This is a genomic window from Thalassotalea nanhaiensis (genome assembly GCF_031583575.1).
GTDB classification, from domain to species: domain Bacteria; phylum Pseudomonadota; class Gammaproteobacteria; order Enterobacterales; family Alteromonadaceae; genus Thalassotalea_A; species Thalassotalea_A nanhaiensis.
On sequence record NZ_CP134146.1, the window covers coordinates 3591608 to 3618144 of the forward strand.

Sequence of the window (26537 nt, forward strand, 5' to 3'; positions counted from 1 at the left end):
TCAATATCTAAACTGGCGTTTCTTTATTCTACTTGCTATAATTTCGTCCTTTACTGTTCGTATTTTGATAGCCAAATAGGTGGACTTTCGTCAATGGTTCAAGCCCCACAATCTAGACTAAAAGAACTTATCACAAAAGGTAAGGAGCAAGGGTACTTAACTTTTGCTGAGGTGAATGATCACCTTCCTCAAGACATAATAGATTCTGATCAAGTTGAAGATATTATTCGCATGATTAACGATATGGGTATTCAAGTGTTTGAAAACGCACCTGATGCCGATGAGTTAATGATGGCCGAAGCCAACACTGATGAGGATGCAGCTGAAGCTGCCGCACAAGCATTAGCCACTGTAGAAAGTGAAATTGGTCGCACAACTGACCCAGTTCGCATGTATATGCGTGAAATGGGTACGGTAGAACTTCTTACTCGTAAAGGCGAAATTGTTATCGCCAAACGTATTGAAGAAGGGATCAGAGAAGTACAGCGTAGTGTTTCTGAATACCCACCTGCAATTAACTACTTGTTAGAGCAGTGGGATAATTTCGAAGCTGAAGAGTTACGTTTAACTGATATCATCATTGGTTTCTTAGACCCAGATGCACCAGACGAGGTTGCCCCAACAGCAACTCACGTTGGTTCTGAACTATCTCAAGAAGAGCTGGATGATGAAGATAAAGATGCTTCTGATGACGATGAAGATGAAGAAGAGGAAGATACAGGTCCAGATCCTGAACTTGCTCGTGAACACTTTACCGAATTACGTAAACGTTACGAAGCAGCAAATTCAGTAATCGAAGCAAAAGGTCGTAACCATAAAGATTCGATCGCAGCAATTGATGAAATCTCTGAATGCTTTAAAGAATTCCGTTTAATTCCAAAATTATTTGATCGCTTAGTTAAAAGCATGCGTGATGTAATGGACCGAGTTCGTGTTCAAGAACGTTTAATTATGAAACACTGTGTTGTTGGCGCTGGTATGCCAAAAACTCATTTCATCAAGATTTTCCCTGGTCATGAAACCGAAACCGAATGGTTAGAAGCTGAAATTGCAGCCGGTCACTCATATTCAGAAAAATTAAAAATGGTTTCCTTCGACATTGAGCGTTGTGTGTACAAGCTTACTCACCTTGAAGAAGAAACGTTTTTAAGCGTACAAAGTATTAAAGACATCAACCGTCGTATGTCAATTGGTGAAGCGAAAGCTCGCCGAGCGAAAAAAGAAATGGTTGAAGCTAACTTACGTCTTGTTATTTCAATTGCTAAAAAATACACCAACCGTGGTTTACAATTCTTAGATTTAATCCAGGAAGGTAACATCGGTTTGATGAAAGCCGTTGATAAGTTTGAATACCGCCGTGGTTATAAGTTCTCAACTTATGCAACTTGGTGGATCAGACAAGCAATAACTCGTTCAATTGCCGACCAAGCACGTACTATACGTATTCCGGTGCATATGATTGAAACGATCAACAAGCTAAATCGTATTTCACGTCAAATGCTTCAAGAAATGGGTCGTGAGCCTACTCCTGAAGAATTAGCTGAACGTATGGTTATGCCTGAAGATAAAATTCGTAAAGTATTAAAAATTGCTAAAGAGCCTATCTCAATGGAAACACCAATTGGTGATGACGAAGATTCGCACTTAGGTGACTTTATTGAAGATGGTAGCGGTGAATTGCCAGTTGATGCGGCAACTACTGAAAACCTTAAAAATGCTACCCACGAAGTATTAGCTGGTTTAACAGCCCGTGAAGCGAAGGTTCTTAGAATGCGTTTTGGTATCGACATGAATACTGACCACACATTAGAAGAAGTTGGTAAGCAATTTGACGTTACACGTGAACGTATTCGTCAAATCGAAGCGAAAGCTCTTCGAAAACTTCGCCACCCTTCTCGCTCTGAGCAACTTAAAAGTTTCTTAGACGGCGAGTAAGCTGGCAAGTAACACGAATCCAAAAGCCTGCAATTTGCAGGCTTTTTTTTACTTCAAGGATGATGGAATGCAAATCGCCAGGGATGGCTTTAGATTTGTAATTCATGGAAGAGTTATATACCGAAAAGCGATATACTGGGTACTTGCAGCTTTATTGCTTGATATGTATGTCAGCCCACCTTACTGACATATTTTCTCCATACAAATATTTACGTCCCCCTGATAAAAATCAAGTTCTTACTTTTCTTTCAGCAACCAACTTTAACAACATTAAACTTGCGGCATCCGAAATCACTGCATATCATAAAGTCATAACACATTAATATTCCCAACAATAAAAATAATGCTAATGAAAAAATACTTACTTGCCTTACTCACCTGTGTGCTTTTTTCTTCTCACTCATTTGCTCAATCTGATTCTAACGAATATTGGGATATCACTGTTTTTGCAGGTGAAAGAACTTCTGATAACTTCGAAGATGATGAAGACTTAGAAGAAGGAGAAGAGGCTTTCGAAGTTGATTTTCTGAATGATTCAAGTGCGGGAATAATTCTTGGTTGGGAATTCGATTATAACCGTACTGGTGAATTGCTTTTCAGTCATTCATCAACTGAATTTGATGGCGATGTTGAGCTGGACGACATGGAAATAAGCATTAGTTACTTGCACATTGGTGGTACCGTAACGGTAAGTGAAGGCAAGGTACCTATTTATATTGGCGGTGGTTTAGGCGTAGCCCATCTTGAACCAGGTGATGATACATTAGACTCTGAAACTAGACCTTCTGCTAATTTAGGTATTGGCGCAAAATTCGAGTTTGCTGATAGCTTATCTCTTAGATTAGACGCTAGAGGGTATGCTACATTTTTCGACAGTGACGGCTTTCTTTTTTGTTCTGGTAATAAGGGCTGTGTAATAAGAACAGAAAGCAACATGTGGTTACAAGGTGAGTTCACAGTAGGCTTAACTTACCGATTCTAAACAGCATGACTTTTTCCGATTAGGAGTTAAAGCAGAATACAACTAAACTGATAGTATGATGAATCTCGGAAAAATATCCTCCATTTTATTTGCTATTGTTTTGACTATTTACAGTCAAACAACCTTTAGCCATGCAGAACATGATAAGGCTCGGTATGTAGCACCAAACGGTAATGATTCGGGTCGTTGTGATAATGCTACCCTGCCCTGTAGAACCATAAATTACGCGGCTCAACATGCTAACAAGGGCGACCAAATACGACTTAGTAAAGGCAGTTATCACATAGAAAATGTGGATACATTGTTTTATTTATTAAGCGATTTAGTCCCCATTCGCGGCAATTATCAAGTTAATGACAACTTTAGTAACAAGCACGCAAATAATATTACTTACCTTACCGGTGTACCTTTAGATTATGTTCAAGCACTTACCGATAAAGGTTTCACAGTTATTACCGATAAAAAATCAATTGATAACACCGCTTCAAAAAATAAAACCTTAATTAAAGAAAAACTTGCAGCGTATAACCGTTTACAAGAAAAACAAATTAATGTTGCCTGTAGTAATGGTTATGCAGGAGATCATGCATGTAATAACTTGGATTTACTTGCCCACATTCCACTAAATCAATTTTCAACGAATCCTGCAGAAGGGAATGATATTTGGGGGCATTACGATTTAAACAATAATAAAGAATACGCTTTAATTGGCTTAAGCAATGGTATTGGCGTTGTTGATGTAACAGTGCCAACAGCTCCTATTGTTATCACCACTATAGCAAGTCAGGAAACAATTTGGCGCGACATAAAAGTGTATCAATATTTCGATACTGCCATTAATAAATGGCAAAGTTATGCTTATGTTACTGCCGACAACGCTGCGGTTGGTTTGTTAATTTTAGATTTAAGCCAGTTACCTCAATCGGTTACGATAAAAGCTAGTGATAAAACAGATTTAAGCGCCCACAATGTTTATTTAAGTAATGTCGATTACTCAACCGGTGTCACAATTACAGGTATGCGTCCCTACCTGCACATCGCGGGTTCTAATCAAAATGGTGGCGGTTTTAATACCTATAGCCTTGAAGATCCTATCGATTTAATCAGTATTTACAAACCGGCAAACGATCGTAGTCAATATACACATGATGCTTCTTCTATGGTCATTAATGATCAACGTAAAGACGACCAATGTGTAAACGGTAACCATCATTGTGAAGTGATGTTCGATTTTAATGAAAACAACTTTCAGTTATGGGATAAAACATTAAATAACGCGCCTGCAAAGTTAAGTTCAACAACTTATAACAATGCTTCTTATGTGCATTCAGGTTGGTACACTGAAGATAAATTATTAATGTTGGTGCACGATGAACTTGATGAACAAGACTATCAAATAAACACGACGTTACGATTGTTTGATATCACTGATTTAACCGCGCCAAGTTTATTATCTACATGGACCGGTGACACCCGTGCAATTGATCATAATGGCTATGTTCGTGGCAATCGCTACTATATGTCTAATTATGAGCGTGGCATTACAGTAATTGATATTACCGATCCAACTCAACCACTTGAAGCTGGTTTTTTTGATACTTACCCTATATCAGATAATTCATCATTTCATGGTGCTTGGGGGGTGTATCCATTTCTGCCTAGCGGCAACATATTAGCCAGTGATATCAACAGTGGTTTGTATATTTTAAAAGACAACACCTTAAATGTTGAACAAGGAAGCTTAAGTTTTACTAATCAAAACTATTCGAGCTCTGAAGGACAATCCATTCAAGTTAATGTACGTCGAAACAATCAGGCGAACGATAATATAGAAGTACACTGGGAATTAGTAAGTGGCTCTGCAAGCACCGATGATTTTACCTTGGCAAATGGCACACTGTCATGGGAGGACCAAGAAACTACAGACAAAATTATTAGCATCGACATTGCAAAGGATAATCTAGCTGAGCCAAACGAAATATTTTTCATCCGCCTGTTTGACCCTAAAAATGGTGCAACATTAAGCCAGCCAAACATTGCGACTATAACAATATCGGCAACTGATGGGGAAAACACTCCACAAGTAAACGCAGGAACAAATCAAGATGCCCAGGCAGGTGCCAATATAAACCTAAGCGCAACAGCCAGCGACTTAGATAACAATATACTAACCTATCAATGGCAACAGATATCAGGCACAGAAGTTACTATAAACAACAGTGACCAATTACAAGCTAGCTTTATTGCCCCACAAACAAGTGACTTATTAACTTTTTCTTTCACCGCAACAGATGCTACAGGTTTAACTGCTAGCGATTCCGTGAGTGTTAACGTAGAAATAGAAACCATTATTATAACGCCCGACTTACCAAGCTCGGGTGGCGGCAGTTACTACTACGGATTATTACTTATAGCGGCAGCATTTTGTAAACGAAAAGCAAAAATTTGCTCATAAAAACAACAAACAAACTAAAACTAAAACTTTTTAATCGACAAGTGGTGACAATAAAATAAAAAATGCTTATACTTGCCGCCGCTTTTGGTTATTATCATTAATAACACTCAAGCAGCACATCTAGATGGCCCCTTAGCTCAGTTGGTTAGAGCATCCGACTCATAATCGGCAGGTCCCCTGTTCAAGTCAGGGAGGGGCCACCATCTAGAAAAAATAAAGACGCCTTTAATCGTCTTTTTTTATGTCTGAAACTTTTCCAAGAATTCAAATAATTTCACATACTACTTATTCGTTATTTGAAATCGTAAAGCAGATAATAGAAAGTTCCACTCATAATCGTATCTTTCCCCATGTAGACTTGCTCATAAACACTCTTTTGGAAAATGTAATCCTCAGTTAAATCACCCATTCCGTTATCCATCTCAATTCCAATAACTTGCTCTCTCCACTCTTGAGGAGTCACCTTATCCTTAAATAACAAAACCATTAATTCTAGTTGTTTTCTCGGAGCACTTATCAGTTCATCCCAACAGTTGAAATCCATCATGTTAGCGAATACTTGCTGAGCTTGCATAAGAGTATAGTTTTGACGAGGTTCTTCATCTCCGTCAAGGAACCATTGGTCTAGGTCGAAAAACTTAGGTTTAAAACTCGTAAACGTATAGCCATTTTCTTTGTATTCATACCGAGTTTTCAGATCTTTGTGGAGATTTTTAACTTGCAGCTTAAAAAATTTGATAGGGTCCATAATATAATCCTAATTAGCAAATCAAGCTTATTATCTTTTATCGTGGCACTCGTACTTCTGTCGTTAGATAATAGACTTGATATAGGTTTATATTATCTGGTTGGCTGATAAAATCTTTACACGAGTGAGCAGGCTTGCCAACGAGCACACTCTTACTATAACTTTTTATTAAATTCTTTTAAAGGCCTTTAAAAAGTTACTTGGGTGTTGGTGAAATCGAATATGTCCTTTCGACTGTAATTTGGCTTTGTTCGTTGTAAATGGTTTAACAATATAGCCCCAGCTCCCCTGCATTGAAAAATATATTACGTAATCAATAATTTTATCTTGCCATTTATTTTCAACATCAATGTCTTCATCCATTGAGTTTAAAGCCTTCACCTGTATGCGATAAAAACTGGTATCATCAGCAATAAGTAGATCTGTTTTCTTATCGTGATCAACCAAAGGCATAAAAACTTCCCAGCCATCTTCAGTTAGCCAACTTGCAGCGAGAGTTTCATATGAAATATGTTTGTAATGATTTAAAGCAGGTTCTGTACGGTTTACATTTTTGATAGGCATAATTGTATCCAATATAAAATTGATGCCATAGGACAATGAAAGGCCTTTTGTCTATGAACCGGGCATCCTATATGGAATTACCCCCAATTAAATATCACCATACAACCGTGCGTTATTGTACCTAATAACAAAGGCTGCCAAGCCCTGCATTCGCCCTATATGAGATCCCTGCATGAAGTTACTATCGGACCTAAATAGCCTGTGATAATGATTAAATATAAGTTAAAGGTTTTACTTTTAAAACGCAAGTAGCTTCGTGTACTGGCATACGACCTGCCATTCGAGGAATTAAGTGAAAGTTATTTTACTTATCTTGTAACTAGTTTTTATATATAGTGGTATGAATTTTAAAAAATAATGTTAGTAGGTATAGATCTCGCATGAAAATAGAAGCAAACGACAAGGAAATCCAAGATATATTTTCATTAGGATATTTTAAAATTCCACGATTTCAAAGACCATACTCGTGGGAAATAGAAGAAGTAGCTAGCTTCTGGAGTGATGTTGTTATTGAGAATCCTGAAAACTATTTCATAGGTTCAATGGTAGTTTATCAAACTAAAAAGCCATATTTTGGAATTGTAGACGGGCAACAGCGCTTAACAACTATTACCCTAATATTGGCGGCGATTAGAAACGCATTTAATAAAATAGGTGAGGAAAACCTAGCAAAAGGTGTGCATAAATATGTTGAGCAAGCAAATATTGATAATGAAGATGAATTTGTTTTAAAAGCTGAAACATCATTCCCATATTTGCAAGACCATATTCAATCTTTTGATGGCTTTAAAATTCAGTGTGATGTTGGGACGGAAGAACTAAAACTAAAAAAAGCTTTTGATTACCTAGAAGAGAGATTAGTTAGAGAAGTACCTGAATTAGAGGCTTTCACAACGGATGAAGCACAAACATCATTATTTACAAATCATGATACCGCGGTGGTACAAAAATTAAAATTCATTCGAGATAAAGTACTGGCGTTAAAATTAGTATTTATTCAATTAGATAACGAAGACGATGCATATTTAATTTTTGAAACACTTAATGCTAGAGGGAAGGATTTAACAACTCCCGATTTAGTCAAAAACTTACTATTGAAAAAACTTCAAAGTAAAAGTGTTGCATTAGATCAAGCAAAAGAGTCTTGGAATATTCTGGTAAAACAATTTGATGATATTAGTGATAGTAATATCCTTGAGGCTTATCTAACGCATTATTGGATGTCCAGGTACGAATACACGACAGATAAAAAATTGTTTAGTAAAGTTAAAGTGCATATTGGTCATAACGACAATACAGCAAAAAATTTAATCACTGATTTAAATACATCGGCATCCCACTATTGCAGGATGATAAAACCTGACAATTACTCTTGGACAAAAGATGAAACTCAAACCAAAGAATACTTGAAATCTTTAAATATTTTTAAAGTTAAGCAACAATCATCTTTAGTTTTATCTTTGCTTAGAGCTTATTTCAATAAAAATATTACTTTAAAGAACCTTAACTCAGCACTACATAAAATTGTCAATTTTCATTATTGTTTCAATGCAATTACCTCATCAAGATCATCGGGAACAATAGCGTCTAACTATTCAAAATTGGCTATAAAACTATCAAATATTGATAACAGTAATGACTTTCAAGTGATTCTTAATGAATTGAGCTCATTTCTGAAATCCAAGCTCCCAGAACAGAATGAATTTGTCGTGAAATTTCACGAGTTAAACTATTTATCAAATATAACTAAATTTAAAAACATTATCAGGTATACGTTAAACTATCTTTTACCTAAAAACGGTAATGGATTAGCTGTAGATTTAAATAGTATGACTATCGAACATCTCATACCGCAAAGTTTTATAGGTACCGAATATTCTTCTGACATTGTCGCTAGCATCGGGAATCTAATTTTAACTAATAAGGAAATTAACTCTGGTACGTTAGCTGATAAACAACCATCAGAAAAAATACAAATACTTCAAAAGTTAAGGTACCCATTAAAAGACGTACTAATTACTAAACCTGATTGGAATTCAGATTTAGTAAAAGATAGGGCCGAGTTAATGGCAGTTAAAATATACCAATCTTTAAAATTATAACTAATTACCTAATTTTCAAACATATATTCATTTCCTGACATTAACCACCAGGAAATGAATTTGCTAAAAATAAAAACCAACTAATATACCTAACCTACCCAGGCTTCAAGGAATAACTCATTCATTGCTGCAACCAAACATCCCCAATCCGGCGTTGCAACGGCTCCGTTTTGGAGCGCTCAAGAGAAACTTCGGGAAAATGTTAAAAACAGCACCAATATCTTGGCTAACGCTGGGATGGCGGTGCTATTTTTTTTTTTAATTTTAAATCGAAGATCCCATGAGGACTGGAACTCTTAAAAATTTAGGTCAATCAGCACCTCTATCCCAATTTCAAGCCTTACAAGAACCGACCTACTTTGTCACCATACCCCATATTTGTATGCAACCAATCTAGTGTGAACTAATTATGAGAAAAAAGTGAGAAAAATATAGAAAAGTTCAGTGAGTAGATAGCGCATTTAAACTATATAGTTTCTGCAGTTGCAAACAATTTAATATTCGATACTGCAACGAGTAAGTTTAAATCATTTTATCAACTTACGTTAAGGCGAAAATAAGCATCATCTATTTTCATTATATAAATCAATTTAAAAGGTGCATTACAATGAAAACATTTACATCATTATTAATTTTATTTTGTTTTTCAATAAATACTCACGCATCCGAATTCAAATTTATTGCAAGTGATAATAAAATCACAACAAAGATATGTATGGCTGCGGTAACTGATAATACGAAAGTTATGATAAGCAAATTACGAATGCTAAGTCGAAGAGGATCAGCACTAAGCTTCCGCACATTTGTTAATTCGATGCAGTGTAATAATCAATACATTGGTAATTTTGCGAAAACATATGATGCCCAAAATACGTCTGATTATTTAGACCGATACACAAATAAATGGAACAAAAATCGTCAAACTAAGGTCACTATGAAAGACTTAGCAAATGAGCGAAGGAAAGATAAGGATAAAACCATTGTTGTATTAGTTGCCAGCAACTAGCTATTTCGATTTAGAGAGGACTAGTCTTTTATGACAATAGTGACAGTAAACATATATTCTAAAGTAACAGTGAAAAGTCGATGAGTTTGAGGGCATAATTTAGGCTAGATTTGATGGTGATGATTAGATTTAGCTCTGGAAGGAATTGATATAGTGTTTTTTTGACTTATACTTTGACTGTATGAACTGGAATAAATACAAGCTGAAGTAAAGGGAGTCCAATAGGCGTGGCTAACAAAGAAGGCTCATTCATGGTTGACGAATGGTCAGTAGAGCCTGCGCTAGATCGGATTATCGGTTATTCCAAGAGCACCTATTTGCGACCTCAAGTAATGGAACTTTTGGTTTACTTAGCTAAACACCAGGGTCAGGTAGTTAGCTTGGAAGACCTTCTTAATGATCTTTGGAGGGGGAAGGTTGTAACAGTTGGTACAGTCTATAACTGTATTGCTGAACTTCGAAATGCTCTTGAAGCAGGGGTTGATCAACCCACCCAAATAAAAACTATTCCGAAAAAGGGCTACCGATTAGTAGCTACAGTCAGAGGACTGACTGATCCGCTAAGTACTATTAGAGGTAACAATACGACACCATCGATATTTGCTATCGAACCTCCATTTATACGCTTAAAACTTCGTAGGTTAGTGGTGGCCATATTGCTATTGCTATTGCTATTGCTAATCATCCTATCGATGGTCAACCGTTGGTCGACAGAGCAGAGTGAAAACACTAAATCCGACAATTTTGTGCGCCGTTACACCATCGACCTTCCTCTAAGCATGCGAGCCGATAATTACGAGTTTCGTCCTGTCACCATTTCAACGGACGGACGCCGCGTAGTTTTTCACGCCGTAATGAACGGACAAAAACAGATTTATTCACGTTCACTCGACAGCCTAAATGTCCTTCCTATCAAAGGTACTGAGAATGCGTCGCTTAGTTTAACTTTATCACCCAACGGTAAGTGGATAGCCTTCGTTGACGAACGTGATGGTATGCTAAAGAAGATTTCAATAAGCGGGGGGACTCCAATTACTTTGTGCGATCCTGGCGCACAGATCTTAGCCTTAAGTTGGGGCGCTAACGGAACTATCGTATACGAGAGTAATTCATATGCTGGACTCATGCAGGTGTCGTCTTTGTCTGGAATACCTGAAAAGCTAACCTTTCCGGCGAACGGCGAATTCCATAAACATCCAAATGTTTCACCTGATGGTAACTCTCTGTTTTTTACTATTGGAGAAAGAGGTGTGACAACACGAAAAACCGATCGAATTGCCGTATTATCTCTGCAGTCAGGAAAGAAAAAGGTTTTGATGGAGGGGGCCACACCACAGCTAACAATCAACGGATATCTTATTTACTACTGGAACAACGTGCTTTGGGCCGCTGAATTCGATGATAAACATCTGAAAGTCAATGTTCAAAGTATCCCCATTGCGGAAGGCGTTCACTACGATCATGCTGCACATTACAGCATCGCAGCTGACGGAACATTATTGTACGTTCTTGCCACAGCCCTTCAGCCAAAAAGCCTAGTTTGGGTTGATCGCTACGGAAAAGTGGATAACCTTAATCTGGATAGACGGGCCTATTTACAGCCAAACATATCGCCGAACGGTGAATACGTTGCTGTAATAGTCGACTCCAAAAATGGTGCGGATCTCTGGACATATTCACTGGAGCACGGCACGAGCACCCGCTTGACCTACGACCAGTCCCGAGAGGCTAGTCCCGTGTGGAGTCCTGACGGGAAATACATTTATTACTCATCAAATCGAGTTGATGACCTATTTCGAGTAACAACAGATGGCAGTGGAGTGATTGAACAGCTTACAGATAGTTCAAGTTATCAATTTGGCTACTCCATTACACCAGATGGACAGCATTTACTGTTCGATGAACGGGACGGAAACTTCATCTCTGGAGCTCACTTGGCAGTGCTTCCTGTATTCCATGAAACAAAGTCAGATGTCTTGCTAAAAACAGAATTTAACGAGACTGAACCCGAGCTTTCTCCAGATGGTAACTGGCTGTCCTATACATCTGACCGTTCCGGTGAAACTGAGATATACGTCAGACCATTTCCTAACACCAAAGATTCAGTTTGGCAGGTATCAATAGATGGCGGCCGAAACCCTCGATGGAATCCAAACGGGCAGGAAATTTTTTATTGGGGTCCAGAAAACCTAATGGCCGTCGATATTAAGACAGCGCCGAATTTTGAGAATGGGCGACCCAAGGTATTATTTAGCCATCAGAACTACCTATCCTACGACCTTCGAAATTTTGATATTGATCCAACAGGTGAGCGATTCTTAATGATCAGGAAACCTTCTGATGATAAATCCCCCAACAACCGGGTCGTCATTGTTCAAGACTGGCTTAATGATCTTGTCTACAAAGACCAGATCGAGTAGCTCGAGCATCGAGGTGCATCATCAAAGCTAAAAGCATGTTGACGATTGTCACCAATTTGTCTTCGTGCCGTTCAAAAGTCGTCGACTCAGCCTCATTTCGCAAGTTTTCAGTCTTAGCATGGCTACCACACTTCGACTGGCCGTTTACCTCAACGAGGCCAACTGTCGAGCACTCTAAACACGTCACTAAGTCAGACACACCAACACCGATGTTCGGTAAAAGCTCGGAGTTCGGTCGACAAAAACGCATAAAATTCTTCGAGTTAGCATATCGGTTTCGGTGTGCCGCGCGGTTGAAGTTCGGTAGGGTTTCGGTGGCGACTGGGCTTGCATTTTGAGATGACAAAACTCGTGATTTTTCTTACGCTTACGACACATAAAAAGGCCATTCCGTTGGCCTCATAATCGGCAGGTCCCCTGTTCAAGTCAGGGAGGGGCCACCATCTAGAACATCAAAGTCTACCTAGGTAGGCTTTTTTGTGTCTGCTATTTACTGCCTAATATTAAATACTTCCTGTCTAAATCCGTTTTTAAATTCCCTATAATTAAAGCTTAGGCGGAATCATAAAGTACATATTCAAGATAATGTTGGAGCCAAGAATTTCATATTAAATAGCTACAATACTGATAATTTATTGACAAAACTCATTTGGAGGTAACAATTTTATAATTAGTTAATTTATTTGAGGGACGCTATGAGAATATTCAATAAACAACGAAAATTTTTTGTAGTTGCAAAAAAGGTTCGCCAATATTCAGCCTATGCTCTAGGAGAAATTGTATTAATAACTGTTGGTATACTGTTAGCACTGCAACTTAATAGCTGGGATAAAGCTAGAAAAGATAGTGAAAAGGAAGCTATTTTAATTAACAAGCTGAAAATTGAGTTCATCGATAACCAAAAGTATTTAGACGATTCTATCGTTAATGTTGGAACGGTAGTCAGCAAAATGACTCATTTTTTGACATTAATGGGGCCAGAGCCAAGCATGGTAGACGATAATTTGGTACATGATTATGTAGCTGCTTATTATTGGAATCCAAGTTATGCGCCAAGCAGATCAGTGTTTGACGCTTCATTAAGTAGTGGGGATATAAACTTAATAAAAAATAGAGTTCTACAAGAGAAGCTGCATGAATGGTCCGAACTGCTTAGCTCTAAAGAGCATTTAGAGGCGAGTATTGGAACGCATCAACATAACTATGCAAATGCTTGGTTAGGCATGCACTCTTGGAAAAGCGCTATTGCTTTAACTGGAGAAATGGAAGGCATAGGGCCGAGTAACTTCCCTTTTGATCAAAAGAAATTTTTGTCTTTACCTGCATTAGAACATGCGGTTTCCTTGAAACTTATTTTAGTGAATATACAAAAAAACTTACTAATAGATACAAGTACACTGCAAAAAGAAATAATCGACCTTTTACATAAAGAGATCTCATCCTTGCAACAAGATGAAACTTAAATCAAACATAAGAAAATCCAAACCTGTTCTACAAATCGTTAGCTCTAATCTTCGACTGTTGAAAACTTATTTTAATGCTTTCTCAAAATATTCTATTAGCATACGTATGTCGTACCCTAATGAGTCATTAGCATCTAAACCTGTTAGTCTTCTAGACAGATAACCCATGTCTTTAATAACAGCTGTATCAGACAATATTAGCTTTCCTGCTGCATCTTTTATTACATACTCGAACGACATTCTTGGGATATATAAATCCTTTAATATGCGTATTTCTTGCGTATTGAATTTAGTTTCACCTGCTAAATCAATATCTGAGAAAGTAATATCAATAGACATGCCAGATTCTTTAAAGTGGTCATCTAATGCCTCAGCCAACTTATCAGCTACATTCTGCTCGAAATTAGACTGTATACCAATATTACCAGTATCTATGTCACTAAAATCATGAGGATTAACCAGTTTTATAGTAGCTGAGCCAGCAGTTGCTGAAACTGTTTTTGGTTCTACAGTAGTGTTTGAACACGATGCAAGGAGCATAGCGAGTATTATTGTTATTAGTGTTTTCATAATTATTCTCCTATTTATAAGTATAATATTAGTACGCTATATATCAGTAGTACATAATTAAGTAGCCTTTAGCTCTTCAAGTTATAACTGAATTCAACTAACCCCTACAATTTCGCCACTTTCTAACAGTTTAATTTTGGTCGCTGATGGCTCTTTAGGTAATCCAGGCATACGCAGGATATTTCCCGTTAACACGACTAAAAATCCTGCGCCGGCATTCACTTGTATATTTCTTACAGTAACCTGAAAATCTCTTGGGCGACCGTGTAAAAGCGGGTCATCCGATAGTGAACTTGGTGCTTTTGCAATACAAATAGGCAAATGCTCAAGTTGTAAATGCTGCACATGGTGTAAGTCTCGTTCCGCATCTTTGGTCAAGGCAATGTCTTTCGCGCCATACATGGCCTTACAAACTTTGCTGATTTTATCAAACACTGAATCATCCAGATCATACATAGAAGTAAATGGTTGCGACTTAGCTGCAGCAAGTTTTATTTTTTCTACTAAATCAATAGAGCCTTTGCCACCTTCGGTGTAGTGGTTGCTCTCAGCAAACAAAATCCCCTTTGCTTCAACATGCTTTCTAATAATGGCAATCTCTTCATCGCTATCATCAGCGAATCGATTTAATGCAACAACAGGCTCTTTATTGAATAATTCAACGCTTTCAATGTGCTTATCAAGGTTATCTAAACCTTGTTTTACAAACTCTAAATTTACTGTTGTTAGATGGTTCTTATCCATACCACCATGCATTTTTAACGCCCTAACTGTGGTCACCAATACTACTGCCGCTGGATCAAGTTCAGCAATTCGACACTTTATATCAAAGAATTTTTCTGCTCCTAAATCAAAGCCAAAGCCGGCTTCAGTAACAGTCCACTCGGCGTGATGCATTGCCATTTTGGTCGCTAAAATGCTATTACAACCATGGGCGATGTTGGCAAATGGACCTCCGTGAATAAAGGTTGGAGTCCCCTCCAAGCTTTGTACTAAATTAGGATGCATTGCGTCTTTTAACAATGCTAATAGAGCACCGGTAATGCCTAACGCTCTTACAAATACCGGTTCACCAGTGTAACTGTAACCTAAAAGAGTATTATTTAAGCGACGCTCTAAATCTTTAAAACTATTTGTTAAACATAAAATCGCCATAATTTCAGAGGCGGCGGTAATATCAAAGCCCCCTTCCCTTGGTGTACCCTGCATTTTACCACCAAGACCAAGTACGATATTTCTCAGGCTTCTGTCATTCATATCCATAACTCGACGCCAAACGATTTGACGAGGGTCGATATTAAGTGCATTGCCATGAAATACATGATTATCAATGGCAGCCGAGATCATATTATTGGTGCTGGTTATGGCGTGAAAATCTCCGGTAAAATGAAGATTAATACGTTCTACAGGTAACACCTGTGAATACCCTCCACCAGTTGCCCCACCTTTCATACCCATACAAGGGCCTAAAGATGGTTCGCGTAGTGCGAGACAAATTGAATCTCCAAGCTGTGTAAAAGCTTGGCCTATACCAATTGTTGTTGTGGTTTTACCTTCTCCGGCCGGTGTAGGAGTGGTAGCAGAAACTAAAATTAGCTTACTGTTTTTTTGTTTTGATTTTTGTTTTAGCGCATCGATATTAATTTTAGTAATGTCACGTCCGAAGGGAATTAAAAACTGCTCGTCTATATTCAACGACTTGGTAATTTCTCTTATATCTTTAGTCTGACATTGCTTGGTAATTTCATTATCGGTAAGCATAATTCTTTCCTATATTGTAATTCTTGTTGAATTATTATCGATGCCAATGATCTACCTCTAATACCAAATACAAGGCACAAAATAATTAATACAATTTTAGTATATAACCAACTAATCACCATGATTAGTAAAAATGGACTTGAATCATAGTAAGCTATTAACAAATATAGTAAAAATTACACTTACAAGTTTACGGTTTGCGAGCAACAATTTGTGCTATCGCTTTTGAACCTTGTCCATCAACGTTACTCACAACACCTTCAAAGTAGTGCAATACTTCCCATCCAGAAAACAACTGCAAAAGTTCATTGTGTTTCAATAAAAAGTTGGGATTTTTAGGCCGTCCAAATTGAATATTTTCAGTTGTGAAGGTTTCATAGATAACAAGTCCACCAGATTGGATTGATGTTTTGATTTGTTCAAATAACGGACGATGTAGATAGTTATAAATGATAATTGCAGAAAAGCATTTACCATATAAAGGGCTCGTATTTTCATCTTCAAAGTCTACCTGCCATAGCTCTGCTAACTCAGATTTTTCAACAGGTAGTGAATTAGCATTTGCCTCTAAAATTTTTTCTAGAGACATCTTATTTATATCCGCAAAAGTAACCGGTACGCCACTCCCAATAAGGTACAGACCATTTCGGCCGTTACCACAAGCCAAGTCTAATACTGAATGTTCAAAGCTTGCCTGTTTAATTTCAGTTAAGAATTCAGTTAATAATGGGGAATGCAGTTGCGGGATGTCGTTATTAGATATCATATATGTGACTCTAGCTTTTTATTGTTTGCAAAAGAGTGATAATTGCAAGAAATTTTCAGCCTATATTACCCTTGAAATATTAATCATTATAAACACCCAATAGCTGAAAAATAAAGAGCAGTAATGTTATTCAGTTTAAAGTTTTAATTAGACGATTATACCGCAGTCACATAAAACTCCGCCAAAAGTCTCCTGTTACTTAACAACTTGTTTTTGTTTGATAATCCTAAATATTTATCAGTTTGCAACACTCAATATCTTTGTCTAAGCTTTGAAGTAAACAATAACATGTGAGTGGAAAAAATATTGTGCTGAATAAATTATGGCTTAGTAAAGTTTTGTGCCTGCAATTGGTTATTCTTACCTTTTTTGTAAACACAGTTTCAGCAAAAAATAACTTTTCAGCTACCTATAAAACCGCAAATAAAGTTGTTGCTATTGGTGATGTCCATGGTGCTTATCCAGAATTGCATGCCCTCTTAACAAAACTCAAATTGATTAATGATAATGATGATTGGGTCGGTGGTAATACTTATTTAGTCAGCTTAGGAGATTTACTCGATCGAGGCGCTGATTCTCGAAAAGTTATGGACCTACTGATAAAACTTCAGCAACAGGCGCCTAAAAGTGGCGGTATGGTGTTGCAGGTGCTGGGTAATCACGAACTTATGGTGACAACAGGCGATCTTAGATATGTATCAAAAGAAGAGTTTGCCGCATTTACAGCTGAAGAAACTCAGCAGCAAAGAGCCAGTTTACAGGCACAATTTAATGCCCAACACCCAGACGAAAATGAAGATGCTTTGGCAGCAAGGTTTGCCAAACAATACCCTCCAGGTTTTAGTGCTTTTATTGCAGCCTTCTCTCCTAAAGGTAAATATGGCAGCTGGCTAAGAGCGGCAAGACCGGTCATTCAGGTCAATGATTCTGTGTTTGTTCATGGTGGTTTATCATCGGCGTTGCACGACATGGACGTAACAGAGATAAACCAAATAATTGAGCCTGTTTGGGAATACCAAGACATTGTCGCTGATTTGCAAACAAAAAGAATACTTGCTGAAACGGCCGATTTTTGGAGTCGGATAGATTACCTCAACAAAGCGATAAAACCCTATATAGACAAGAATAAAAAAAACTCTCGAAATAAAATACCTAAATGGCACAAAGACTTAATTCGACTGCACGAATTGCAAAGCAGCTTTGCGTTTTCTGATAGCAGTCCAATGTGGTATAGAGGTAATGCATATTGCCACCCCTATAGTGAATCTTTCAACACTGAACGTGTATTAAAAAAACTCGACGCAAAACGCATAGTAGTTGGACATACGCCACTATATAAGGAAATAAAAAGCCGATTAGCTGGACAAGTCATTCTTGCCGATACAGGCATGTTAAAAAAAGTTTATAGAGGCAATGCTAATGCCGTTGTTATCGAGCAGGGTATGATAAAAGTTCAAACACTAGCCGCGAATAGTTTAGAACCCATATTGGCCGAGGAAAAGCGCTTTAGCGTTGGCTCAAGCTCGATGACAGATGAACAAATAAAAGACTTTTTATTAACTGCCCAAGTCACCAATTCAGAGCCTATCGGTGTCGGCATAACCAAATCCGACAAATTAACTTTAACAAAAGGTGGCAAACAAATTCGTGCACTGTTTAAAACTCACGATTCCGATCCTCAGTTAGACAACACAAGCAGGTATCCAAATTATAGATATATAGCAGATCGATATAAATATGAAATAGCCGCCTTTCGTCTTGATCGTATGCTCGACTTACACCTTGTACCTGTAGCTGTGCAAAGAAGAATCGACGGAAAAAATGGTCTGCTGCAATATTGGGTTAATGATTTACTCAGCGAAAAGGAAAGAGAAGAGCAAAATATTGCATTCAACAGTTATTGCCCGCAACTCGAACAATATATCAATCGCTACATTTTCGATGTATTGATATATAACGATGATAGAAATCAAACCAACTTAAACTTCTCTAAAAAAGATTTTATGCTCTACCTTATCGATCATTCCATCGCCTTCGGAGTATCAAAAAACCCGCCAAAAATGTACAGAAAAGCAACCTTAAAGTTATCGTCATTGTTTAGAGAAAAATTGGCAAGTCTTACCTATGATCGGCTCGATGAAGAGCTCGATGGTTTATTAAGTAACTCTCAAATAAAAGCAATTATCAAGCGCAGAGACTTGATATTAAAAACCGCTACCAGTCCTTAAAAATGATAATAATAGGCAGTGCAGTTAATGGATAACTCCAACACCTCACCATCGCAAAATCCTCCAGAAACATTAACTTGGATTGAACGATTATTAGCATCCGGTGCAGACATTAAACCGGGTGAAGGCTGGAATATTATCTTGCTGATGGGCTCACTGTTTTTTTTACTGCTCACAGCTTACTTATTAAAACCCGTGCGGGATACATTGATATTAGTTGAAGGGGGCGCTGAAGTTCGCAGTTATGCAGTAGCACTGCAAGTAGTGGTGCTTGTTATTCTACTGCCCATTTATGGGATATTTTCACGTCAATTTAGCAGTCGTAAATTCATGATTTACATTGCAGTATTCTTTTCCTTCAATCTTTTCTTGTTTTATTTCCTAGGACAAAAAGGCCATCAGCTCTCAATTCCTTTCTTTCTTTGGCTTGGTGCTTTTGGGGTGCTCATGGTGTCTCAGTTCTGGGCATTTACCTCCCAAGTATACAACAAAAAATCTGGAGAAAGGTTGTTTGCTTTGGTTGCCGTAGGGGCCAGTTTAGGCGCCTGGGTCGGTTCGGCAATATCAAGGGGATTGATGGATTATTTTAATAGTTTTCAAATGCTCCTTATCAGCATCATCCCATTACTTATCTCTGCATATTTAGCGGCAAATGTAAAAATTCAAGATAGCGCAGGCTTTATTGAACCGCCAACATCTACTGAAAAACAGCCCTCCCTGTTAAGTGGTTTTTCACTCGTTTCTAAAAGTCAGTACTTACTGCTAATTGCAATTTTTGTCATTTTAATGAACTGGTGCAGTAGTATTGGAGAATACTTAATGGCTGTACTGGTTGAAACGTTTTATCAACAAGGGGCTGAGTTAGGAAACATAACTGACTCAAAAGAAAGTTATATTGGCAAGTTCTACAGCGAATTTTACTTTTGGGTGAATTTAATTGGTTTATTTATGCAGTTTTTCATCGTTTCACGGTTGATAAAATGGGCAGGATTTAATATTGCTTTCATTTTAACACCTTTGTTGATATTTATGGGCTATGGCTTATTAGCCTTTTTTCCTTTGGTTGCGTTATTTAAAGTCATAAAGGTATCTGAAAACGGGCTAAATTATTCACTGCAAAAAACCACATTGCAAATACTGTTTTTGCCAACCACACGCCGTGAGCAATATGAAGCTAGAGCAGTTATCGATACTGTTTGCTGGCGAATAGGCGATTTATTGCAAGCAGCTACGGTATTTATTGGTTTAAACCTGTTGAATATCTTGCCGCAAAAATTTCTCTACTTGAACCTTATATTAACTTTACTGATGATCATTTTAGCTTATTTTATCGGTAAAAATTATCTACAAAAAAGCAGAAATGAACGTTCAAATACAGTCTCTAGCCCTGAGGAAAACTTAATAGCGAACAGAAATAACGTGCCCATTAATTGAATATTAATCTAGCGCTTTTTTGGTGACTGAGAATTCTTTCAACCTAAGAACATGCTCTTTACTGATTTATAAAGATGTTAAGCCCCAAACAAAGGCGATCATAGCTGTGATACTAATCAAAGCGGTATATGCCATACCGACGATGGTGTATTTTATACAGGTAACAATGTAGCCTTGTTTGTAAACACGCTTTTGCATGATGAATAAATAAATAGGTATCCACATCAAAAGAATTACCGAAATAAGAGTAAGAATGGAATCTAACCAAGATATATTCTTAAACAATGAATCCTGCACCATATCTATTATTTCAATTTGTAAAATAATAAAAAACACAAAGCTGTGACTATGCAATGCAACCGTCAAGTGCTCCATATAAAATCGGCTACTAAACATATACATAATTTTTAGTAGTGCGGCAAATAAGGGTAATAACACAAACATTAATTGTGGAAGCTTACTGATTGTTTGTTGTAACAATGGACCAGTACCCGTTTGAAATGCTTTGGTAGCTTTTTCTTCTAATTGGTTAGCAAAATTATTAATTTTTAGGTTTTGCTCTGCTGATAAGAATTCAAAAGATATTGTGCCGTCACTACTATTACCTAAACTCAGCAAATTAACTTTTTCTCCTTTTCTTACTTTTTCTATTTGTTTTGTAAGGGCTGTATACTGTTTTTGGTATTTATCGGATAAAGGCTTGTTTGATTCAAGCTTTCTTAATTCCAAAGAAACCAATTCGATGGCGATTGCTTTTAGTACTTTGTTATCTGGGTTAGACAAATCTTGTTGATAATTATTGAATGTATCCAGCTTATGTTTTACTTGCTGAATTTCTTCAGTCGATTTTCCTAAGGTGAGCATCACCTCATACTGTTGCTCTAGTTCAGCGATCTGTTCGGTTACTTGGGTAAGTGCCCTTTCTTCATTAGTAATACGAATAATATTGCTATTTTCACTGGCAGCGAAAAACTTCAAGGTGATAAAAAAGATAATACTAATAAATAAGTACAGCCTTAGCGGCGGCACATAATGTACTCTGCGCCCCAGTATATATTCATTAGTAAGAAATCCTGGCCGAGTTAACAATGGCCAAATGGTTCTACTGGCTCGTGAATCGAAGCTAAAAATATCATCAAGCAAATGTAATATTACGGTCCAAAAATATTTTATGTTCGATTCAGAACTTTGACCACAATGGCTACAATAAGAACCTGTTAACACCTCCTGACAATTACTACACGTTGTTTGCAACGTTGCATTTTCGTCTATGGTGTTTAATTTTTTATCGTGTATTTCTGTATTCGACATAGTGCAATAATGACTCAATTTATACATATCTAAGCAGTTAACATTAAAACTAACTGAATAAATTACAATGATTTTATCCAAAATAGCAGATTTCATTATTGATTAAAAAATAACTTATTCATACCAAGATACAAATAAACTGAAATATATCGCTAAGTTGGGTGGTTAAATGTAAATTCTCTGTTAAATTTAAAGGGTTAGCAAATTATAATAAAACGATATTAATAGTAAGGAGAGCCATCATGGCATTTGAAGTTAGCTTCGAATTACAAGAATCAGATTTAGAGCATTTTCGAGGGGTAATGCGTAAAGCCCAAGAGGGTGCGAAAAAATTAACTGACCAGGCCATTTTAGCCAATGCAAAAAAACTCATTCAAGATGTAGAGGGTAATGTTCCACCATTTGTAAGTGATCGCATTAAAAAATTGGAAACGTTAATCGCAATGATTGAAGATGCGGAATGGAAAATTCCAAGCGAAGAGCGTGCAGACGTATTAAGTGCATTATCTTATTTTAGTGACCCAGAAGATTTAGTACCTGACGATATTCCTGTTTTGGGCTTTTTAGATGATGCCATCATGATCGAGTTGGTCGCTGAAGATCTAAAGGATGACATAGAAGCGTTTGATGAATTTTGTGCCTACCGCATCAGAGAAAAAGATCGAGCAGGAGATCAAGACATCACCCACGATGATTGGCTCGATGCTAAGCGCCGTGAACTACACTCTCGAATGAGAAATCGTCGTTCATCTCGTCGTCGTCGAGGCTCATCATTCCGTTCTATTTTTTAATTAGTTCGCTCATTTAGCCCAAATTTCGTGTCCTTACAAAATTGGTAAGGACACCACTTCTTCATTATCTGCAAGACATTAAACTATCTAGTCATTAACAACCCATTGATGATCATAAAAACTAACTACGAAAGTGATCGGTATCACAATTAACGACGATTTCTGTTAATATTTAGTTAAAATAACCAACACATCGTTTCATCACTCTTTCAACACCTTGAAAAATAAAGAAATAAATGTTGGTGTCAATCTTGCTTATTTTATAAATCTTAATAAAGAATTGATAACAGGAGTATTTTGTGGAAGTTAAATTAGAAGACCGTCCTATCGAACAGGTACGAGAAGAAACAATCGATCAATTAATTTATAATTATAGCCATATGATTATCTCTGCTGAAGCCTTCGAATATAGATTAGATGAGGCCATGCAAACTAATGATGCACACAAAATTGTCGCCTTGGTTGAAGATCTGCCATTAAAAGTCGATACAAAGTATCAAAGCGAAAAAGAATCTCAATTTACCCCAAATTACAGCCATCAAGTAAGCGATGAAGAGGTGAGCCTTAGTAGCATACTTGGTTCTAACGAGCGTAGTGGCAAATGGCTAGTTCCAAAAGAAGTAACTATTTATGACATCCTTGGTTCAACAAAGCTCGATTTTACCGATGCGGTATTTCAGCATCAACATGTCACGATAAATTTATTCTGCCTAATGGGCTCTGATAAAATTTATATCCCTGAAAATGTGAATGTGGTTACGCAACTTCTTGACGTTATGGGAAGTGTTGAAAATAAATCAGCCTCTATGGCCAACCGACAAGCGCCAACAATCACCATCAAAGGTAAAGTTATTATGGGAGGGCTGGTAGTAAAAGTGAAACGAACTACTAAAGAAAAATGGATGGGGTTTGCCGATAGTTTAAAAAGCTTTCTTGGCACCTCATAAATACAAAACCATAATATATTGGCATCATTATCAGTAGCTCCTCTATTCGTTTCAGGGGCTACAATTTTCATACTATTTAAACACTATACTTAACTAACTCTCCCATTTTATATTTTTTTGTGCATAATGAATTTAACAAAAATAAAAATGAGGAATGATTGTGACCGCTAAAAAAAGACAGCCAAAGAAAAAGCCAACAAAACACAAAGAAGTAAAATCTAAAGCAAAGTGGTCAGATAATGTATTTCTTTATACGGTATTTATTGTTGTACCACTGCTTGTTGTGTTGCTATTAGTTCTCTAAGGTCTATTTAAGGGGTAAATAGTTAAGTGCTCACGTTATTACGGCCCGACTTCTTAGCCTTATACAACGCCTGATCGGCCACTTTCAGTGTTTGCTCAAAATCTTGTTTAAGAGTTCTTTTAGCAACGCCGATAGAGATCGTAACACTTACTTTTTTGTTGCTATTTTTGCCATTAGCTCGTTCTTCTTTTGTTTGTCTTTTAGGAGCACGAATCACCATTTTATAGTTAGCAATTAGCTTACGAATGCGTTCTAACTCTTGTTTGCTATGAGCAAGTGATTTTCTTGGAAATACTATAGTAAACTCTTCTCCGCCGTAACGAAAAACCTTCCCCCCCTTTTTCACTTCCGTTAGTTTACTGGCAACCAACTTTAATACTTGATCACCAATATCATGACCATATTTATCATTGAAGCTTTTAAAGTGATCTATGTCTACCATAGCAACGGTATACGAGTTACCTAAGGATAAAGACAGTTTTTTTAATGCTCGCCTGGAAGGTAAACCGGTTAACTCATCGCGATAAGCTAGGGAGTAAGAATCGACAACAACCACAAGAATATAATAACTAACCAACAGCGTTAGAATAATGCTCCATGGCAAATTTAAAAATTGATAATGTTCAAATCCCCACACAAGCGCGCTCACCAATAGCGCGACAACTGACAAGCTTGCGGTGCTTATACTTCGCCATAACAATAATACAATAACGCTGAATAAAGGCACTTCTATGGGTAAATAAGCGCCCCATGTTTCAGGATACTGATTGACCGCTAAATATTGCATTAATATATCGGACGTAATTAACCATAAATAGGCGGTTACACCACAGAGTCCAAGTAAAATTATTTGATTAAAACCATGAATCGATAGCACGCCGCGATCTTTAATTAACCCCAATAAACCACAAACTAGAAAGCCATTCACCACCAGCCAATTTTCATTTTCAACAAGCCAAGGAGACCAAGCCATATTGGAATTAATGGTGAGGTAAAATAATCCTAAAATTGCGCTAAGAAAAGCAATGCTACTGTGACTAAAGTATGAAGAAAATAATATGGTGATAATGAACAGCCCATATAACGACTGTTCAAAGATAGAAATTTTGGCAAGCCAATACTGCTGAGTTTCAATTACCCCTAAAAAAATAGCTCCGATAATGAGCAAACTACTTAATGTGGCTTTTAATCCTTTAGCAACATCTACCAAGCAAAACCCCGTATTAGCAACTTAAAAGTATTTACGATTATTTAACATTATCATAATGTTGCTTTTGTTTAGAGGTTAATTTTAGCTTAATTTTCAAAAACAGTAATAAAATTAACGTTTAAATCCTCGTTCACATAATATTGCGATTAAATAAGAATGCTGCACTATCTGTGCTTTGCCCAAGGGTCAAATTTACCAGCATTACGTTCGCGGGTCTTTTCTGCTTTCTTCACTCTAACTTCTTCCGCATGTTCAAGTGTCAGCTCCATTGGCTCTCTCGGCTCTAGCCCATCTCGAAAACCTCTTGCCCTTGGTGGCATTTCAAACTCTTTATCGTCAGGCTTTGGCATTCTTTTAAATTTATATAAATAAAAGTCTTCCAGTTTTTCCCGAGCCCATTCCGTTTTCTTTAAAAACTTTAAACTTGAAGCAATACTTGGGTTTGTTTTAAAACAATTAATATTGGTATAAGCGGCTAAAATTTCAAAGCCATAATGATCAACCAATTCATTAACCAGCACATCAAGCTTTAAACCGTGTAATGGATTATTTTGTTGTTCTTCAACTGTACTCATGTAAGTTCCTGACAGATTTGCTACTAATAACAGATTATAAATTCAGTAAGCCTAATTTGATAGTTTTATCCGTAACATTAAAATTAAAGTGGCAATGTAGATATAGCCACTTTATTATCTCTGTTAAGTTAACAGTAAAAGAAAGCATCAAGAAAAATAAATGGCTAAAAAATATTACGTAATTTGGAAAGGCGAAAAAACAGGTGTTTTTAATGACTGGTCAACAGTGCAATCATTAACTTCTGGTCGAGCAGATGCGCAGTTTATGGGGTTTGTGTCAAAAGACGAAGCAGAGGCCGCTTTTCAGTCTACCTACAGTAAAGCATTGATGAAGCGCTCCTTACAAAAAACGCCGAATCAAACCTCACCTCCTACCAATAAAACAAAACCTGCAACCAGAAAAAAAGTAGCTCCACCAACAACAGTTGCTGATATCAATATTTATTGTGATGGTGCTTGTTCACCAAACCCAGGTAAATCGGGTACCGGTATGGCTGTTTATTTCAACAATGAGCTAAAAGAACTTTGGTTTGGTTTACATCAAGCAATGGGAACCAATAATACTGCTGAATTAAATGGCATGTTAGAAGCCTTTCGTTATGCTCAAGCTTATATCGCCAAAGGGCAAACTGTACAAGTATTGTCAGATTCAAAATACTCTATTGATTGCATCACAAAATGGGCAAAAGGCTGGCAGGCTAAAGGTTGGACTCGTGGCAAAAATGAAGAAATTAAAAATCTTGAGATCATCAAAGAATGTTTTGCCTTATATGAGCAACTAAAAGAAAATTTAATTATTAGTCACGTAAAAGGTCATGCCAATATTGAAGGCAATGAGCTTTCTGATCGCATGGCTGTAATAGCAAGAAAGCAAAGGGAAGTTGGTTTTATCAGATACCAAGACACCTTGGATATTGACAAAATTTTAGCGATGGAATCAGGTTAATTGATACACCATCACTTTA

At 37.1% G+C, this 26537-nt stretch carries 21 protein-coding genes and 1 tRNA gene; 14 read left to right on the forward strand and 8 right to left on the reverse strand.

From position 1 onward, the window contains the following. Positions 1–93: 93 nt before the first annotated feature. The 4 genes from rpoD (at position 94) to RI845_RS15590 (ending at position 5575) form a co-directional block, all read left to right on the forward strand. On the forward strand, positions 94–1935 hold the full coding sequence (gene rpoD / locus RI845_RS15575; RefSeq protein ID WP_348387091.1) for an RNA polymerase sigma factor RpoD: 1842 nt from the start codon (positions 94–96) through the stop codon (positions 1933–1935). 349 nt (positions 1936–2284) lie between these two features. Next, entirely contained in the window at positions 2285–2917 is a 633-nt protein-coding gene (locus RI845_RS15580; protein WP_348387092.1) for an outer membrane protein, read from the forward strand. A 55-nt stretch (positions 2918–2972) separates the two neighbouring features. Continuing rightward, a complete protein-coding gene (locus tag RI845_RS15585; protein WP_348387093.1) occupies positions 2973–5372 on the forward strand; it encodes a choice-of-anchor B family protein in 2400 nt (799 codons plus the stop codon). 126 nt (positions 5373–5498) lie between these two features. Further along, positions 5499–5575: transfer RNA gene (locus tag RI845_RS15590), tRNA-Ile, on the forward strand. An 89-nt stretch (positions 5576–5664) separates the two neighbouring features. Here RI845_RS15590 and RI845_RS15595 read toward each other — a convergent pair. Together RI845_RS15595 and RI845_RS15600 are read right to left on the reverse strand one after the other, a co-directional pair. Further along, complete coding sequence (locus RI845_RS15595; protein WP_348387094.1) at positions 5665–6120, reverse strand: hypothetical protein; 456 nt, start codon at positions 6118–6120, stop codon at positions 5665–5667. Positions 6121–6288: 168 nt separating this feature from the next. Continuing rightward, entirely contained in the window at positions 6289–6684 is a 396-nt protein-coding gene (locus RI845_RS15600) for a group I intron-associated PD-(D/E)XK endonuclease (protein ID WP_348387095.1), read from the reverse strand. A gap of 380 nt (positions 6685–7064) precedes the next feature. On the opposite strand from RI845_RS15600, the gene RI845_RS15605 reads away from it, so the two are divergent. The 4 genes from RI845_RS15605 (at position 7065) to RI845_RS15620 (ending at position 13675) form a co-directional block, all read left to right on the forward strand. Then, positions 7065–8786: a DUF262 domain-containing protein gene (locus RI845_RS15605; RefSeq protein ID WP_348387096.1), complete on the forward strand. Its 1722-nt coding sequence runs from the start codon at positions 7065–7067 to the stop codon at positions 8784–8786. 607 nt (positions 8787–9393) lie between these two features. Continuing rightward, positions 9394–9792 (forward strand): DUF3718 domain-containing protein, encoded by a 399-nt coding sequence (locus tag RI845_RS15610; protein WP_348387097.1) that lies wholly within the window; start codon positions 9394–9396, stop codon positions 9790–9792. Between the two features lie 227 nt (positions 9793–10019). Next, a complete protein-coding gene (locus tag RI845_RS15615; RefSeq protein WP_348387098.1) occupies positions 10020–12212 on the forward strand; it encodes a winged helix-turn-helix domain-containing protein in 2193 nt (730 codons plus the stop codon). 695 nt (positions 12213–12907) lie between these two features. Then, positions 12908–13675, forward strand: coding sequence for a hypothetical protein (locus tag RI845_RS15620; protein WP_348387099.1), 768 nt, complete (start codon positions 12908–12910; stop codon positions 13673–13675). A gap of 66 nt (positions 13676–13741) precedes the next feature. On the opposite strand, the gene RI845_RS15625 is transcribed toward RI845_RS15620, so the two are convergent. The 3 genes from RI845_RS15625 to RI845_RS15635 form a co-directional block, all read right to left on the reverse strand. Then, entirely contained in the window at positions 13742–14245 is a 504-nt protein-coding gene (locus RI845_RS15625) for a DUF3016 domain-containing protein (RefSeq protein WP_348387100.1), read from the reverse strand. A gap of 93 nt (positions 14246–14338) precedes the next feature. After that, on the reverse strand, positions 14339–16006 hold the full coding sequence (locus RI845_RS15630; RefSeq protein WP_348387101.1) for a formate--tetrahydrofolate ligase: 1668 nt from the start codon (positions 16004–16006) through the stop codon (positions 14339–14341). Positions 16007–16196: 190 nt separating this feature from the next. After that, positions 16197–16772, reverse strand: coding sequence for an SAM-dependent methyltransferase (locus RI845_RS15635; protein ID WP_348387102.1), 576 nt, complete (start codon positions 16770–16772; stop codon positions 16197–16199). A gap of 308 nt (positions 16773–17080) precedes the next feature. On the opposite strand from RI845_RS15635, the gene RI845_RS15640 reads away from it, so the two are divergent. Together RI845_RS15640 and RI845_RS15645 are read left to right on the forward strand one after the other, a co-directional pair. Further along, complete coding sequence (locus tag RI845_RS15640) at positions 17081–19000, forward strand: metallophosphoesterase (RefSeq protein WP_348387103.1); 1920 nt, start codon at positions 17081–17083, stop codon at positions 18998–19000. Between the two features lie 27 nt (positions 19001–19027). After that, positions 19028–20434: an NTP/NDP exchange transporter gene (locus tag RI845_RS15645; RefSeq protein WP_348387104.1), complete on the forward strand. Its 1407-nt coding sequence runs from the start codon at positions 19028–19030 to the stop codon at positions 20432–20434. A gap of 66 nt (positions 20435–20500) precedes the next feature. On the opposite strand, the gene RI845_RS15650 is transcribed toward RI845_RS15645, so the two are convergent. After that, on the reverse strand, positions 20501–21745 hold the full coding sequence (locus RI845_RS15650; RefSeq protein ID WP_348387105.1) for a DUF3667 domain-containing protein: 1245 nt from the start codon (positions 21743–21745) through the stop codon (positions 20501–20503). Positions 21746–21987: 242 nt separating this feature from the next. Here RI845_RS15650 and RI845_RS15655 point away from each other — a divergent pair, with 242 nt between their 5' ends. From RI845_RS15655 to RI845_RS15665, 3 genes are all read left to right on the forward strand, one after another. Next, the gene (locus tag RI845_RS15655) at positions 21988–22536 is read left to right on the forward strand and encodes a YkvA family protein (protein WP_348387106.1); all 549 of its coding nucleotides are present in this window, start codon (positions 21988–21990) and stop codon (positions 22534–22536) included. A 299-nt stretch (positions 22537–22835) separates the two neighbouring features. Continuing rightward, entirely contained in the window at positions 22836–23483 is a 648-nt protein-coding gene (locus tag RI845_RS15660; protein ID WP_348387107.1) for a LiaF domain-containing protein, read from the forward strand. A 160-nt stretch (positions 23484–23643) separates the two neighbouring features. Then, a complete protein-coding gene (locus RI845_RS15665; RefSeq protein ID WP_348387108.1) occupies positions 23644–23787 on the forward strand; it encodes a hypothetical protein in 144 nt (47 codons plus the stop codon). A gap of 22 nt (positions 23788–23809) precedes the next feature. Here RI845_RS15665 and RI845_RS15670 read toward each other — a convergent pair whose 3' ends face one another. Together RI845_RS15670 and RI845_RS15675 are read right to left on the reverse strand one after the other, a co-directional pair. Beyond that, entirely contained in the window at positions 23810–24997 is a 1188-nt protein-coding gene (locus RI845_RS15670; RefSeq protein WP_348387109.1) for a GGDEF domain-containing protein, read from the reverse strand. Positions 24998–25161: 164 nt separating this feature from the next. Continuing rightward, positions 25162–25572 carry a VF530 family protein gene (locus tag RI845_RS15675; protein ID WP_348387110.1) on the reverse strand — a complete coding sequence of 137 codons (411 nt, stop codon included), beginning with the start codon at positions 25570–25572 and terminating at the stop codon, positions 25162–25164. A 160-nt stretch (positions 25573–25732) separates the two neighbouring features. Here RI845_RS15675 and RI845_RS15680 point away from each other — a divergent pair, with 160 nt between their 5' ends. Then, entirely contained in the window at positions 25733–26518 is a 786-nt protein-coding gene (locus RI845_RS15680; RefSeq protein ID WP_348387111.1) for a ribonuclease H family protein, read from the forward strand. Positions 26519–26537: the final 19 nt, after the last annotated feature.

What these genes read in the sequence shown, in the direction of transcription:
- rpoD (WP_348387091.1), top strand. Translation starts at nt 94, where the DNA reads ATGGTTCAAGCCCCACAATCTAGACTAAAAGAACTTATCACAAAAGGT.
- RI845_RS15580 (WP_348387092.1), top strand. Translation starts at nt 2,285, where the DNA reads ATGAAAAAATACTTACTTGCCTTACTCACCTGTGTGCTTTTTTCTTCT.
- RI845_RS15585 (WP_348387093.1), top strand. Translation starts at nt 2,973, where the DNA reads ATGATGAATCTCGGAAAAATATCCTCCATTTTATTTGCTATTGTTTTG.
- RI845_RS15595 (WP_348387094.1), bottom strand. Translation starts at nt 6,120, where the DNA reads ATGGACCCTATCAAATTTTTTAAGCTGCAAGTTAAAAATCTCCACAAA.
- RI845_RS15600 (WP_348387095.1), bottom strand. Translation starts at nt 6,684, where the DNA reads ATGCCTATCAAAAATGTAAACCGTACAGAACCTGCTTTAAATCATTAC.
- RI845_RS15605 (WP_348387096.1), top strand. Translation starts at nt 7,065, where the DNA reads ATGAAAATAGAAGCAAACGACAAGGAAATCCAAGATATATTTTCATTA.
- RI845_RS15610 (WP_348387097.1), top strand. Translation starts at nt 9,394, where the DNA reads ATGAAAACATTTACATCATTATTAATTTTATTTTGTTTTTCAATAAAT.
- RI845_RS15620 (WP_348387099.1), top strand. Translation starts at nt 12,908, where the DNA reads ATGAGAATATTCAATAAACAACGAAAATTTTTTGTAGTTGCAAAAAAG.
- RI845_RS15625 (WP_348387100.1), bottom strand. Translation starts at nt 14,245, where the DNA reads ATGAAAACACTAATAACAATAATACTCGCTATGCTCCTTGCATCGTGT.
- RI845_RS15630 (WP_348387101.1), bottom strand. Translation starts at nt 16,006, where the DNA reads ATGCTTACCGATAATGAAATTACCAAGCAATGTCAGACTAAAGATATA.
- RI845_RS15635 (WP_348387102.1), bottom strand. Translation starts at nt 16,772, where the DNA reads ATGATATCTAATAACGACATCCCGCAACTGCATTCCCCATTATTAACT.
- RI845_RS15645 (WP_348387104.1), top strand. Translation starts at nt 19,028, where the DNA reads ATGGATAACTCCAACACCTCACCATCGCAAAATCCTCCAGAAACATTA.
- RI845_RS15650 (WP_348387105.1), bottom strand. Translation starts at nt 21,745, where the DNA reads ATGTCGAATACAGAAATACACGATAAAAAATTAAACACCATAGACGAA.
- RI845_RS15655 (WP_348387106.1), top strand. Translation starts at nt 21,988, where the DNA reads ATGGCATTTGAAGTTAGCTTCGAATTACAAGAATCAGATTTAGAGCAT.
- RI845_RS15675 (WP_348387110.1), bottom strand. Translation starts at nt 25,572, where the DNA reads ATGAGTACAGTTGAAGAACAACAAAATAATCCATTACACGGTTTAAAG.
- RI845_RS15680 (WP_348387111.1), top strand. Translation starts at nt 25,733, where the DNA reads ATGGCTAAAAAATATTACGTAATTTGGAAAGGCGAAAAAACAGGTGTT.